Genomic DNA, 15,291 nt, shown 5'->3' with positions numbered 1-15,291 from the left:
AATTGGAGAGAGGGAACCAAATTGTGTAAATGTAGGGTTTGTGAGACAAACAACAATGATTTTCATTGCAATATAGCTGGGGATAATATTTGTAGAAATTGTTGTAATGACTTTCAATTAAGAAACTTTAAAGATAGTTGGAGTGGTTTAGTAAAGCTAGTTAAGGATGAAATGGAAATTTATAACATTAGCGAATGTTGCCTAAAATGCAAGGGGTTAATGAGAAATCAAAGGGTTGAATTAACAGGGGACGGATCGATAATAAATTATGGCTACAATGGCAAATATGTTTTTAATGATATGGTTGATTCTTACTCGTATAAATTTTTCAATAAGAAAAAAATAGTATTATTAGAGTCTATGAATTCACTAGATATAACTGGAGTATATGATTTGGCGGAAGGATACTATCTTTTAGAAGAATATGAAAAAGCAATAGATTTATTAGAAAATTTGGAGGGGAAGGACACTGATAGTAAAGTGTTGTTACTGCTAGGAAAGGTGTATTTTCATGCCAATAACTTACAAGCTGCAATAGATTGTTTATTAAATTCTATAAAAATACATGGGGATAATTCAGAGACTTATCGTATACTGGGAGAGGTATATCAAGCAGATAATAATCTTATAAATAGTGCATATTATTTTAATCAAGCAATCAAGTATTTTAAAATAGACGCGTATGATAGACCAAATGATTATTTTCCACAGTATTCATATCTTGGATTAGCAGTAGTATATTCTAAGTTGAATCAGCATAATGAAGTAATAAAATCAGCGGAAAAATTTTTAGAATCTCAATATAGTTGGGATACCTTGGTAGAAATGCTTTATGAGCAAAGATCCGGTGAAAAGAACTATATAGGTTTCGGTGGTTTTTTTGCATGCGCTACTATATATGAATTAATGGCATTGAGTTACTTAGAGAAAGAGAATCTAATGCTAGCTGAAAAATATATTGACCGTGCTCAAGAATTAAATCCTGAAAATACAAATATTGCAACGACCAAAGGGATAATTATAGGTAGAAAGCATAATGATGGGAAAATAAGTGAGTATAGAGAGCAAATTAGTTCATTAAGACAGAATATAGAGTTGAGAGCTAGTAGTATTAACAAACTAAAAACGCTAAGACCAGAAGAACAAGTCAAACTGTTTACGGGAAATGAAGAAGAAAGTGTGTGGGGTTTCCTGGTAGGGAAAATATTTGATAATTTAAAGACAATCGAGAATTTATCACCAATTGTTACGCCATCTCAGAATAAAGCTGCTGAAGAGGATAGATATACGGATTTATTTAAATCACATATGGATTCTAATTTAGTAGATACCTTTGGTTGGATTACTCATACTCAGAGTAGAGGTGGATACACACGGAAAGAGATGGGAGATAGAGGGGGAATAGGAGAAAGGGATATAGTAATTCGTTCTCATCAAAATAAAGACTTACTAATGGGTGAAGCTCTAATATTGAAAGGGAAAGATACTGCAAGCATAAAAACCCATACTAAGAAAATTTTTGGATATGATATAGGGAATTGTAACTTCCACATAATTATTAATTGGGGTTTTAGCGAAAAGCCTGATTCAGTCTGGAAAGATTATAGAAAATTAGTAATTTCTCGGCAAGAGGGTATTTATGCAGTAATTGAAAATGGAGAAACAGAGAATTTATATCCAGGGATTAATAAACAAGGAATAAGAACATTTTACACGAAACATTCTACAGATGTTGAGAATGAGGTTGCTACTGCGATTCATGTGTACGTTGATGTATTAAAACAAATGAAGCGTGAAGGTGCTGAATTAGCAAGGAAGAAGTAGAACGATGTGATTAGAAGATTTAATAAATAAAATTCTTCATCATATTATAAAACTATACATTCTTGTTTATTAGTTAGCTAATAGCTATGAAAATAAAATTAAATATATCGGTGTACAAGAATGAATTGATTTAGAAAGTCCTTTGATTTTTTAGGTGCGAATGTATAGCAAACATGAAATTCCTAGTACATTCGCACCTAGAATTCTCATAATGTATGATGGGGATTTATGATTTTTATACAAAATACTTTAATAAATAAAAATATTTTTATATTTTTGAATAGAATTAACGTATTTGTGATTGATTTTGAGCACAAATCGGTGTCGCACCTCATATAGGTGCGTGGATTGAAATTATTGTTACACCTTTAGAGTATCCGAGTAAAAAAGTCGCACCTCATATAGGTGCGTGGATTGAAATTGGGTGGCAATGTTTGCGTTATTAGTTCCGAGTGGTCGCACCTCATATAGGTGCGTGGATTGAAATACAATGGGAAAGTGTTAGGTTATGCACGTTTTAAAGTCGCACCTCATATAGGTGCGTGAATTGAAATGAAGATAGTAGAAGAAATCAAAAAAAGTGTATGTCGCACCTTATATAGGTGTGTGAATTGAAATTTTGTTGCTCCAGTCGTTATGATCGTCTTTGCAGTCGCACTTTATATAGGTGCGTGGATTGAAATTAGGAGTTATTAATGGCTTTAGATGTTAGACCAGTCGCACCTTATATAGGTGTGAGGATTGAAATTACCTCGGGTTTATATTTATCTGGAATGCCCATAGTCGCACCCTATATAGGTGCGTGGATTGAAATTTTGCAACTAGCTCAATTGTTTTTCCGTTTTCAGTCGCACCTCATATAGGTGCATGGATTGAAATTACCTCGGGTTTATATTTATCTGGAACGCTCATAGTCGCACCTTAAATAGGTGTGTGGATTGAAATATAATATCACAATTTTGACAAAATTCAGTCATGATTGCACCTCATATAGGTGCTTGGATTGAAATAGTTTAGTAGATACTCAACTAGAAGTATCTATATCTGCAGTATCTAATACAAAAGTAAACAGTATAAAATGGAGGGAGATTGAATGACCTACATTGCTCATATACGCGAGAGTGACAGTCAAGTACAAACAGTCGAAGAGCATTTATTAAGAGTAAAAGAACTAGCTGAAACCTATGGAGAAAAAATTGGTATAAAACATTTAGCTGGTTTAGCCGGTATGCTCCATGATATGGGGAAATACACCAATGAGTTTAAAGAATATATATTGGAAGCAGTAAATAATCCTAATTCTCCACCTAAAAAGGGGAGTGTTGACCATTCAACTGCAGGGGGGAAATTGTTATATCAATTATTCCATACAGAAAATATGATTCCTTACAAAGGGATAATATCTGAGATAGTGGGAAATGCTATTATTTCTCACCACGGATACCTTCAAGATTTTTTAAATCCAGATTTAGAATCGCCCTATTTAAATAGAGTGCGAGATAAGCAATTAAGAGGATTTGATGTTACACAACAATTCTTTTTTAAACATGTCATGAAAGAGAAAGATTTTCATGAGTATGTGGACAAAGCTACTGTAGAACTAGAAAGTTTCCTACTTAAAGAATCCCCAGAAAATGCTGAAAAACAATTAATGTTTTTAACTAAATTCATCTTTAGTACATTAATTGATGCCGATAGAACAAACACCCGATTATTTGAAGAAGAAAAAAGTGTAGAATCCGTAATAAATGTTGATGAGTTATTTGAGAAATACTACGAGAGACTCATGACAAAAATCAATTCTTTCAAAAAACAGCAGAATGCAAATACCCCTATTAACATGTTGAGAGCAGACATGTCAGATCAGTGTGATCAGTTCGCTGAGAGGCCATCAGGAATATATACGTTATCTATTCCAACTGGTGGTGGTAAAACATTAGCAAGCTTAAGGTATGCACTAAAACATGCAAACACCCATAATAAAAAACGAATTATTTATGTTGTACCTTTTACAACAATTATCGAGCAAAATGCGGAAGAGGTTCGAAGAATATTAGAGGATGAAGAAAATATTTTAGAACATCATTCAAATATAGTTGAAGAAGTGAATGAGCATGATGAAAATGAAGACGGTGTGGTTAGCATACAACAAAAATTAAAATTAGCTAAAGATAATTGGGATTCTCCTATTATTTTTACAACCATGGTTCAGTTTCTAAATGTGTTTTACGCAAAGGGAAATAGAAATACTAGAAGACTCCATAATTTAAGTGAGGCAATTATTATTTTTGATGAAGTGCAAAAAGTTCCTGTTTCATGTGTTTCATTATTTAATCAAGCATTGAATTTTTTAAAAATATATACTCGTTCCAGTATAGTCCTCTGCACTGCTACTCAACCTGCTTTGGACTTTGTAGAACAAAAATTAGACATAAATACGGATGCTGAAATGATTAATAACCTTGATCATGTAATTGAAGCATTTAAAAGGGTGAAAATCATTGATCAAGCAACTAATGAAATCTTTAATAAAGATAAACTCAAAACATTTATACATACAAAAATAGAGGAAGTACAAAGTATCCTCATTGTTCTAAATACAAAATCAGTTGTGAGAGATTTATATACACAATTACAGAGTCAAGGATTAAATATCCCTATTTATCATTTAAGCACAACAATGTGTGCAGCACATCGACATAAAATTTTAGAAGAAGTTAGAGAATGTCTCAAAGAAGGAAGAAAAATCATTTGCATCAGCACACAGTTAATCGAAGCAGGTGTAGATGTGAGTTTTGAGTGTGTTGTTCGTTCTTTATCAGGGTTAGATTCTATAGCACAAGCTGCAGGAAGATGTAATCGCCACGGGGAAAAGGGCATACAGAATGTCTATGTGATTGATTATGAAGAGGAAAACTTAAGTCATTTAAAGGAAATTAAAATTGGAAAGAAAATTACGAAGAAAATCCTTATGGATTTAAAACATAACGATAAAATACATGGAGGACATATTTTATCAAGAGAGGCAATGAAGAGGTATTTTAAAGAATATTATAGAGAATTTGAATCAGATTTAGATTACTTTATTCCAAAACTAAAAAAGAACATGACTGAGTTATTATCCGTACCAAGAATAGAAAATAGCTATCGTCGAGCATATATTCATAAACATGATAAAAAAGATATTCCATTATTTATTATAAATAGCTACCAGACAGCGGCCAAACATTTTAACGTCATTGATGATATAACCACTTCAGTTATTGTCCCATATGAAGAAGGAAAGGATATTATCGCAGAATTAAATAGCAATAATTCCATTGAGGATCTGACTCGATTATTACGAAAGGCACAGCAGTATACAGTTAACGTATTCAACTATGAAAAAGAAAAATTGATAATAAATGATGGACTCGTATACTATCTTGATGGGAAAATTCTAGCCTTGAAGGAAAGTGCTTATAATGATGAATATGGTTTGAATGTGCTTAATGAGAGCGATTTTAAGACAGCTATATTTTAAACTCTATCTTTGTTTGAGATAGGGTTTTTAATCGATGTTTTTATACCACATCAAAAGAATTCTTAAATTTCATATAATATATAATCGCTAAATATTGATATAGTTACATAGGAGGAGTATCATTAATTTACTAGAAAAATATAGAAAATGAAAATGAAAAAGGAGGAAGAATCTTTGCGGAATTCTATTGAATTTGAGGTTTTTGGTGATTACGCACTTTTCACAGATCCTTTGATGAAAATGGGAGGAGAAAAGTTAACTTACCAAGTACCAACTTATCAAGCTATCAAAGGGATTGTTGAATCAATCTACTGGAAGCCAACTCTTCTTATGATTGTAGATAAAATAAGAATTATGAATGCAATCAAAATGGAATCAAAAGGTATTCGTCCAATTGAATATGGTGGTGGAAATACACTCGCAAATTACACATATTTAAAGAATGTAAGATACCAAGTTCAGGCTCATTTTATCTTTAATCATCATCGACCTGATTTAGCTTTTGATCGTAATGAATATAAGCATCATAACATCCTAAAACGTTCACTTAAAGTTGGAGGACGGCGAGACATTTTTTTAGGAACGAGAGAATGCCAAGGATATGTGGAGCCTTGTGTTTTTGGCGAAGGAGAAGGCTTTTACGATAATTATGGTGGAGATATTCATTTAGGCACAATGGTTCATGGGCTTAATTATCCTGATGAAACAGGTAGGAATGAATTAGAAGTTCGATTATGGAATCCGGTAATGAGAGATGGAATTATTCAATTCATCCGACCAGAAGAATGTACAAAAATCCGTAAAATATCCAAGATGGATCCAAAGATTTTTGACAGTTCAAACGTTGAATCAGTTGATGAGCTTATAAAACAATTAGAAGAAGGAGGTGAATAAATGAGTTGGCTATTGAATTTGTATGAGACCTATCAATCAAATTTAGATCGAGTCGGTAAAATTGAAAAAAAATATAATGGCCAAGAATATACATTGCTACCTATTTCCCACACTACTCAGTCAGCAAATATTGAAGTTTTAATTACAGAAGAAGGGGAGTTCCATTCAGCAACAGTCATAGATAAGAGCGACGCCAATACATTGATCCCTTGTACAGAAGACTCTGCAAGTAGGTCTGGTACCGGAGCGTATAAAGTTCCTCATCCATTACATGATAAATTAACTTACGTTGCAGGTGATTTTGGTGAATACGGCGGCAGTAAAAAAGAAGAGGAGTCATTTGGCTATTATATCGAACACCTAAGGAATTGGGTAGAATCCCCATATTCTACAGATAAATTAAAAAGCATTTACAAATACTTAAGAAAAAAACAATTAGTGAAAGACTTGGTAGAAACCAAAATATTATGGCTTGATGAAAACCAAAAGCTGATTGGAAAATGGGATAAAAAAGTTGAAGTTTTTCTGGGGAACAAGCCCGAAATCTTTACAGTGCTTCCAGCTGGCCAAGAAGCCGCGTTTGTTAGATTTACCGTGTATTCTCCAAATAAGATGCTATCAAAGGTATGGCAAGACAAAGAAATACATAACTCCTTTATTAATTTCTATGATGGCCTCCTAGATAATGAAGATTACTGCTATGTTACAGGGGAAATAAAACCGAGTACTGATAAACATGCGAAAAAGATTAGAAATGCCAGTGATCAAGCAAAGTTAATCTCTTCAAATGATTTAAGAGGTTTCACATTTAGAGGAAGATTTACTACGTCAAATGAAGTAGCGAATATTAGCTATGATGTGTCCCAAAAAGCACATAATGCATTGAAATGGCTTATTAACAAGCAAGGAAAAATTATCGATCAACGTGTATTTCTTGTATGGGGCAATGATGCAGAAGATGTTCCAGATATTGTAGAGGATAGTTACAGTATATTTTCTATGGATATAAGAGGAACTAAAAAGCGAGAAATAAAATCCTATACACATGAACAATTTGCCAATGAAGTTGCTAAGGCAATTGATGGTTATAAAAATAATTTATCTTCCAGTGAAAATGTAAATATTCTCTTGCTTGATTCAGCGACAACAGGTAGATTAGCGGTTCTTTACTATCGTAATATGGATAAAAACCTTTATTTAAATAGGTTGAAGAACTGGCATTCTACATGTGTCTGGGAGCATGGTTACCGTAAAAATGCAGATAATGAATTTGTTAAATTTTATGGGACACCGTCAACCAGAGATATTGCATTTGCTGCTTATGGGCCAAAAGCAAACGAAAAAGTAGTCAAGAGTTTGATGGAGCGTATGCTTCCTTGCATCATAGATGAGAGAAAAATCCCTTTCGACATTGTTAGAAGTGCCTTTCAGCGTGCATCAAACCCTCTATCAATGGAAAAATGGGAATGGGAAAAAACATTAAGTATTACATGTGCATTAATTAATAAAATGGAGGGATATCAATTGGTATTAGATAAGGAAAATAATAATAGAGATTATCTCTTCGGACGCCTTCTAGCGGTTGCGGATGTTTTGGAAAGAACGGCATTAAATAATGGTGACCAACGTGCTACAAATGCTAGGAGATATATGAATTCCTTTTCACAACATCCGGAAAGAACATGGAGGACCATTCAAGGGGCCCTACAACCGTATCAAGCACGTTTAGGGGAGAAAGTTTGGTATTATAACAAATTAATTGATGAGATTGGCTCAATGATAAAAATTGAAGATTTTAATAATAAACCACTGTCTGGAAAATACTTGTTAGGCTTTTATAGTCAACGGCATGAATTGTATCAAAAAAAAGAAAAAAATGTTTCACTAAATGATGTAGTAAATATTGGAGAGGAGAATTAAAAATGAAAACTTTAGATCACAAAATCGATTTTGCAGTTGTTCTATCAGTTACAAAAGCTAATCCAAATGGAGATCCTTTGAATGGAAATCGCCCAAGACAAAATTATGATGGACATGGTGAAATCTCTGATGTAGCCATTAAACGAAAGATTAGAAATCGTCTGCAAGACATGGAAGAATCTATTTTTGTTCAATCAAATGACAGGAAGGTAGACCAATTTAATAGTTTAAGGGAACGAGCAGAAACCAATGTAGATTTAGTCAAAGCGTTAAAATCGAAGGATAATCCACATGAACAATTTGCTGCAATTGCATGTAAAGAGTGGATTGATGTAAGAAGCTTTGGACAAGTTTTTGCCTTTAAAGGGGGAGCTGGAAAAGGTGTCTCTGTTGGAGTAAGAGGACCTGTTTCAATTCATACGGCAACGAGTGTTGATCCGATTGATATTACTAGTATGCAGATTACGAAAAGTGTAAATTCTGAGCCCGGGAAAGATAAAGGTTCAGATACGATGGGGATGAAGCATCGTGTTGATTTTGGAGTCTATGTTTTTTATGGAAGTATTAATACGCAATTAGCAGAAAAGACAGGTTTTACTAACGAAGATGCGGAGAAGATTAAAAATGCACTGGTTACATTGTTTGAAAATGATGCATCAGCAGCACGCCCTGAAGGAAGTATAGAAGTACATAAAGTTTGTTGGTGGGATCATAATTCAAAACTTGGTCAATACTCATCTGCAAAAGTACATCGTTTATTAGAGGTTAAACGGAATATTGACGAGCCAAAAACAATCGATGATTATACTGTATTGGTACATGAATTAGATGATTTAAAAGTTGAGATTATTAATGGAATGTAATAAAAAGCGTCAGAATAGTTGAAAGAAAGTATTCTTATAAAGATATACTCTATCAATTTATTAAATGAAAGTCGCATCTCTTGCAGGTGCGTGGATTGAAATGACACTATGAGAAACATCGATTCAAACGGTATCGTCGCACCTCATGTAGGTGCGTGGATTGAAATAGGATATGGAAGAATCAATTTTTGTTCAATCGAAGTCGCACCTTATATAGGTGCGTAGATTAAGACTGGTAAGATAATTGATAGTAATTTAGTGTCTCTGTTGGAGTAAGAGGATCTACTTCAATTCATACGACAACTAGTGTTAATCCGATTGACATTACTAGTATGCAGATTACGAAAAGTGTAATGTCTGAGCCTGGGAAAGATAAAGGTTCAGATACGATGGGGATGAAGCATGGTGTTGATCTTGGAGCTTATATATTTTATGGAAGTATTCATATGCAATGAGCAAGGAAGACAGATTTTACCAAAGGTGATGCGGAAAAGATTAAAAATGAACTGGTTACATTGTTTGGAAATGATGGGTCAGCAGCACGCCCTGAAGGAAGTATAGAAGTACATAAAGTTTGTTGGTGGAAACATAATTCAAAACTTGGCCAGTACTCTTCCGCAAAAGTACACCGTTTACTGGATATTAAGCGGAACATTGACGAACCAAAAATAATTGATGACTATAACATTTTGGTAAAAGAATTAGATATTTTAAAAGTGGCTATTATTGATGGACTGTAATGAAGAAAACGTTAGAATAATTGAAGGAAAGCGTATTTATTAAAAAGTTAATCAACCATTTATTAAAGAAAAGTCGTACCTCTTGTAGGTACGTGGATTGAAATCATTGGCGGTAGTTCATAAGTAACAACAAATGGATGTCGCACCTCTAGTAGGTGCGTGGATTGAAATATGATATTCAAAGAGCCTGAACAAGTGGAATCGAGTCGCACCTTATATAGGTGCGTGGATTGAAATATAATTGAATATGAGCTGCCGCCGATGGAAGGGACGTCGCACCTTATATAGGTGTGTAGATTGAAATATGGAAATGGAACGTTCTTACGGATCAAAAGAAGTCGCACCTTATATGGGTGCGTGGATTGAAATATGTAGCTGGTATTAATGCTTTGTGAAAAACAAGTCGCACCTTATATAGGTGCATGGATTGAAATTAAATTACTTGCTGCCTTATCTAGATTACTTTCGTCGCATCTCTTGTAGGTGTATGGAGTAAGACTGATAAGATAATTGATAGTAATTTAGTGTTTTTGTTGGAGTAAGGGGACCTACTTCAATTCATACGGCAACTAGTGTTGATCCGATTGATATTACTAGTATGCAGATTACGAAAAGTGTAAATTCTGATCTTGGTAAGGATAAAGGTGCTGATACGATGAGTATGAAGTATCGTGCTGATTTTGGAGTATATGTCTTTTATGGAAGTATTAATACATAGTTAGCAAAAAAGACAGGTTTTACTAACGAAGATGCGGAGAAGATTAAAAATGCACTGGTTACATTGTTTGAAAATGATGCATCAGCAGCACGCCCTGAAGGAAGTATAGAAGTGCATAAAGTTTGTTGGTGGGATCATAATTCAAAACTTGGTCAATACTCCTCTGCAAAAGTACACCGTTTATTAGAGGTTAAACGGAATATTGACGAACCAAAAACAATTGATGATTATACTGTATTGGTACATGAATTAGATGGTTTAAAAGTTGAGATTATTGATGGAATGTAATAAAAAGCGTCAGAATAGTTGAACGAAAGTATCCTTATAAAGATATACTCTATCAATTTATTAAAGGAAAGTCGCATCTCTTGCAGGTGCGTGGATTGAAATAAAGACCATTTGACCGAGAATGATAGAAGCAGGGATGTCGCACCTTAAATAGGTGCGTGGATTGAAATTGGTTATTTTCCATTCGTGTTTTATGCTCCTCTGTCGCACCTTATATAGGTGCATGGATTGAAATTTTAAGTCGTATACAACAGTAACACACAAAGAATATCGCACCTCTTGTAGGTGTGTGGAGTAAGGCTGATAAGATAATTGATAGTAATTTAGTGTCTCTGTTGGAGTAAGAGAACCTGTTTCAATTCATACAGCAACAAGTGTTGATCCGATTGATATTACTTGTATGCAGATTAAGAAAAGTGTAAATTCTGAGCTTGGGAAGGATAAAGGTTCAGATACAACGGGGATAAAGCATCGTGTTGATTTTGGAGTCTATGTTTTTTTATGGAAGTATTAATACACAGTTAGCAGAAAAGACAGGTTTTACTAACGAAGATGCGGAGATGATGAAAAATGCACTGGTTCCATTGATTGAAAATGATGCATCAGCAGCACGCCCTGAAGGAATTATAGAAGTACATAGAGTTTGTTGGTGGGATCATATAGTTCAAAACTTGGTCAATACTCCTCTGCAAAAATACATCGTTTATTAGAGGTTAAACGGAATATTGACGAGCCAAAAACAATCGATGATTATACTGTACTGGTACATGAATTAGATGATTTAATAGTTGAGATTATTAATGGGATGTAATAAAAAGCGTCAGAATAGTTGATAGAGTATCTTCTTATAAGGAGATACTCTATCAATTTATTAAAGGAAAGTCACATCTCTTGCAGGTGCGCGGATTGAAATTTTTAAAGCCAGCCTTCCAACCCAAAAAGTTAGTGTCGCACCTCTTATAGTTACGTGAATTGAAATTGCTAGTGCTAAACGTCTAAAGGAATTGTATGGGCCGTCACACCTCTAGTAGGTGTTTGGATTGAAAGTGGTAAGACACTTGATAGTATTTTATTAAGTCTAACGCATTAAATACCTTTTGATTAACGTTCTTCACAATCTTGAGAAAGAAGGAGTCTTTTGGTAATGCGTTAACTTTAATTAAAATTTCTTGAAATATATAACGATATTATATAATATATAGGTATATTGTTAGTTTAATTGATTCCGTTTATTCCCACACCTTATTGTGTTGTGGTTGAGTTGTAGAAGCAAGTTGCGTCTTGTTTCAATTTTGAAAGGGCTTCTTTGAGCCGATTAGTGTATATATAGCTTATTTTGCTATACACATTATTAATCGACTTGAAGAAGCTCTTTTTGTGTTGTTTTCAAGTTCGCAGGCGGGGCCATGTATCAAAATATAGCAAATTAAACAGTTAGGGGAGATAAAACAAAATGAAAAAAGATTGTAGACACTTACGACTAGTACCAACAGTAGAGGAGCATAAAACACGAATAGAGGCAAATGAGACATATCAACAGAAGTCATATGCTACATCTACAATGTCATCTGAAACAAGAGGAAGATTAAATCAAATGCGAGGTTGTTTCGAGGCTGAAATTATATTACCAGTTGGTAAATTTCAATACTTTAAACCACATGCTATGAATGAAAAAGAAGCCATTCAAGAAATCGCATTATTTATTGAAGGGATACAGGAAATGAACATAGGCTATGTTATCTTATGGCGCTTTGTTGGGCAACAAAGTTTTTATAGTGGTACTAAGATCGTAGCCGAACCAAAGTTTCGTAAAATCATGCGTAAGTTGAAAGATTATCTTTTTGACTACGAAGAACTTATTTATGAAACAGAAAAGTAAGAAGGATAGAGGGATATAGATATGAAAAAAGATAAGATTTGGACAGTATTAGATGATCCAAAAGAGCAGGAAACAAAAGAGCAATCCCAAGAGCCGGATGATATTTTTGCTGGTATGGAAGAGCTATCGGAGATTACAGATGATGAACTACCATTTTAAGCAAGTCGAGGTAGTTTATAGAGGGTAAAAGGAAGAACTAAGTGATGTATATACTTGGATCTTCCTTTTTTTATTGCAAAAAGAACTTTGGAGGGAAATATATAATGCGCATAGGTAACGATTTAGCGGCGGGATATTATCCAACACCACTATTAGAAGGGAAACACTTAATACAGTTATTACAAATGGAACCAGAGCGAGTTTATGCTTGCTTTGATCCATGTTGTGGAGAAGGTACAATTTTACGAAGTTTTGCAGATGAGGTGAGACAGGTTAGCATACAAATTGATACATATGGTGTGGAAGTAGATGCAAATCGATATGGAAAAGCAAAAGAGCAATTAGATGAAGTGGTATGTTCGGACTTTGAAAGTATGATGATTAGTCATGACTACTTTCCGCTTATTTTTTTAAATCCTCCTTATAATACGGAGCTTCGTACAGAAAATACAAAATCAGAGAAAATGGAGTTCAACTTCCTAAAGCGTGCTCACCTTTATTTACAAGATGGTGGGATTATGGTGTATGTCATTCCATACGACAAATTTGCTAGGGACGATATTAGCTATTTTATAGCAAAACATTATGAGGAAATAGGATTAATGCGTTTTGGCGATGAAAATGAAGAATTTGAGCAATTTAAGCAATGTGTTTTTATTGGCCGTAAGCGTGCAGCTACGAAGAATGATACATATTTCAATGATCGATTTGCTAATTTTTGCGAAAATATGTCTGACCTTTCTTTCGTCAAAAAACATGTAAATACATTAGCAGAAATGGTAAATCGTAAGGACTGGGCTATACCAGAATTGCGTCATCAAAACAAACTTATTTTTACATCACGAGTGGATTATAAAAGTGCTTATGAAGGAGTTGGGAAATCGGAAGGTATCTCGTCGTTCAAAAAGCGTTTAAATAGAGGGAATGGTTACTCACTTCAAGGTGAGAAAACAGCTGCTGAAAGAGCGAAAATGCCGATTGCTTCCGGACAATTAGGACTATTGCTGATAACAGGTGTGGCAGACGGCTTACTGGGTGAAGGAGATACACTCCATGCGGTCCGTGGATCTGAGAATGTGTATTATGAAACTTCATTTGAGCCACTTCAAAAAACAACGAAAGAAGTTGTTTTACAAAAACGCCGCGCGAAATTTATCATCGCAACACCGACCGGTGAAGTCAAAGAACTTGTCTAGGAAAGGAAGAAGGCTATGTCTGTACTATTAGGAATAGGAGCATTATTTATCGTATGGGAATTTAGTAATCGTATGTTTCGTATTGCTATTGTACTTACAGTCATTTGTTTATGTGCTTCTCAATTAGGTGCAGGTACATATTTGGAAGTATTAGAGCAATTCTCAGCGTTCCAAGGTGCAGGTAATATGCTACATGCGGCTGAACAATCATTACCAGAGTGGAAACAGTTTATAGATTTTTAGCCAATAAATTGAATGAGTAGGACATGAGACGTATCGAATAAGATGCGTTTTTTATTTTAGGAGGGAAACTTATGATACAAGAAATAATTCAACAAGATACATTTGACCAGGAACAAACACCAGCAATGTTGCAATTGGAGACAGCCGTTGCCTCACATACAGCTTTTTGTTTTGCAATGGCAGTAAATCGTCATCAACAAATCCAATTTGCAGTACTAGGTGCGAATGACAGTACATTAAAGTCATTCCGTGCTGCCATATCAATGGGAACTAATCGTTTGTATTTTGGAGAGGGAAAAAAAGAAGAATTACATTACATTTTAGATAAAAAAGTGAATGTAAACTCAAAAGGTCAGTTTGAATTTATTAACACACAAACAGCAAATAAGAAGAAGGCAATTATTGCATTTTCTAGAGAATTAGAAGAAAAGTATATTGTTGCAATTGACGAAGCGCCAGAGAAACAAGTAAGGGATTTCCTAATGGCTCCTCCGTATGGTTTACCGATCTTAGAAGAATGGGCGAGGCCAATTTATGAGGAGATGCTAACAAGAGATCTATTACAACCGTTAGAGGTGTATTTTGATAAGAATGAGTTTTCTTCTCTAACGATTGCGCAAGTCTTACTAAAAGAAACGGATTGTAAAGAGTTTTTATCAGAAATGATACGCTCTGGGAAATGTCAATTTCCGCAAGAAGGTACAGGTGAAAAAATCAATGAAATTAATGATTTAAATGAATACCTATTGGAATATTCACCTGACATGCTTGATAAGGTTACAAAATTGGATGAGCCCTTACATCAACCGATGAAAGATCAGGCATTATCTCATTTTGATACATATCAAAGACCATTATTCCCTGTACAAGCACATGTAGCAACAGGTGTAGCAAAAGCTTTACAAGTACAAAAGGGAATCATCTTGCAGGGGGAAATGAGCACGGGCAGTGCGGCACGTTCCGCTATAAGTGTAGCTTAAACACGAAAAGCGGGGGCCAAATCTTATTAAGATTGGTTACAACTCTTTAAACGATTTACAGGGT

General features: G+C 34.4%; 9 protein-coding genes and 4 pseudogenes. All 13 read left to right on the top strand.

Annotated features, from left to right (window positions below; genetic code table 11):
* Nucleotides 1-219 precede the first annotated feature (219 nt).
* On the top strand, nt 220-1,824 hold the full coding sequence (locus QCI79_RS32770) for a tetratricopeptide repeat protein (RefSeq protein WP_223697915.1): 1,605 nt from the start codon (nt 220-222) through the stop codon (nt 1,822-1,824).
* Nucleotides 1,825-2,917: 1,093 nt separating this feature from the next.
* Entirely contained in the window at nt 2,918-5,347 is a 2,430-nt protein-coding gene (locus tag QCI79_RS32765; protein ID WP_021728789.1) for a CRISPR-associated helicase/endonuclease Cas3, read from the top strand.
* 174 nt (nt 5,348-5,521) lie between these two features.
* Entirely contained in the window at nt 5,522-6,241 is a 720-nt protein-coding gene (cas5c, locus tag QCI79_RS32760; protein WP_003319726.1) for a type I-C CRISPR-associated protein Cas5c, read from the top strand.
* Nucleotides 6,242-8,161, top strand: a complete 1,920-nt coding sequence (gene cas8c, locus QCI79_RS32755; RefSeq protein WP_021728790.1) for a type I-C CRISPR-associated protein Cas8c/Csd1 — start codon at nt 6,242-6,244, stop codon at nt 8,159-8,161.
* Between the two features lie 2 nt (nt 8,162-8,163).
* The gene (cas7c, locus tag QCI79_RS32750) at nt 8,164-9,024 is read left to right on the top strand and encodes a type I-C CRISPR-associated protein Cas7/Csd2 (protein WP_000853368.1); all 861 of its coding nucleotides are present in this window, start codon (nt 8,164-8,166) and stop codon (nt 9,022-9,024) included.
* Nucleotides 9,025-9,284: 260 nt separating this feature from the next.
* Nucleotides 9,285-9,764 (top strand): annotated as a pseudogene (locus QCI79_RS32745) (type I CRISPR-associated protein Cas7); the annotation flags it as partial.
* A gap of 526 nt (nt 9,765-10,290) precedes the next feature.
* A pseudogene (cas7c, locus tag QCI79_RS32740) lies at nt 10,291-10,770 on the top strand (type I-C CRISPR-associated protein Cas7/Csd2); the annotation flags it as partial.
* A gap of 328 nt (nt 10,771-11,098) precedes the next feature.
* Nucleotides 11,099-11,581, top strand: a pseudogene (locus QCI79_RS32735) (type I CRISPR-associated protein Cas7); the annotation flags it as partial.
* A 642-nt stretch (nt 11,582-12,223) separates the two neighbouring features.
* Nucleotides 12,224-12,649, top strand: a complete 426-nt coding sequence (locus tag QCI79_RS32730; RefSeq protein WP_000710696.1) for a DUF6018 family natural product bioysynthesis protein — start codon at nt 12,224-12,226, stop codon at nt 12,647-12,649.
* Between the two features lie 21 nt (nt 12,650-12,670).
* Nucleotides 12,671-12,808 carry a hypothetical protein gene (locus QCI79_RS32725; protein ID WP_000710813.1) on the top strand — a complete coding sequence of 46 codons (138 nt, stop codon included), beginning with the start codon at nt 12,671-12,673 and terminating at the stop codon, nt 12,806-12,808.
* Between the two features lie 104 nt (nt 12,809-12,912).
* Nucleotides 12,913-14,004, top strand: coding sequence for a DUF6094 domain-containing protein (locus tag QCI79_RS32720; protein WP_001219637.1), 1,092 nt, complete (start codon nt 12,913-12,915; stop codon nt 14,002-14,004).
* Between the two features lie 15 nt (nt 14,005-14,019).
* Nucleotides 14,020-14,247: a hypothetical protein gene (locus tag QCI79_RS32715; protein WP_000114815.1), complete on the top strand. Its 228-nt coding sequence runs from the start codon at nt 14,020-14,022 to the stop codon at nt 14,245-14,247.
* Nucleotides 14,248-14,318: 71 nt separating this feature from the next.
* Nucleotides 14,319-15,203: pseudogene (locus tag QCI79_RS32710) on the top strand (hypothetical protein); the annotation flags it as partial.
* Between the last annotated feature and the right edge of the window lie 88 nt (nt 15,204-15,291).

The organism is Bacillus cereus group sp. MG1, from assembly GCF_040460035.1.
Taxonomy (GTDB): domain Bacteria; phylum Bacillota; class Bacilli; order Bacillales; family Bacillaceae_G; genus Bacillus_A; species Bacillus_A cereus.
The sequence above is the reverse complement of the archived record's forward strand: the minus strand, read 5'-3'. Positions and strand labels throughout refer to the sequence as shown.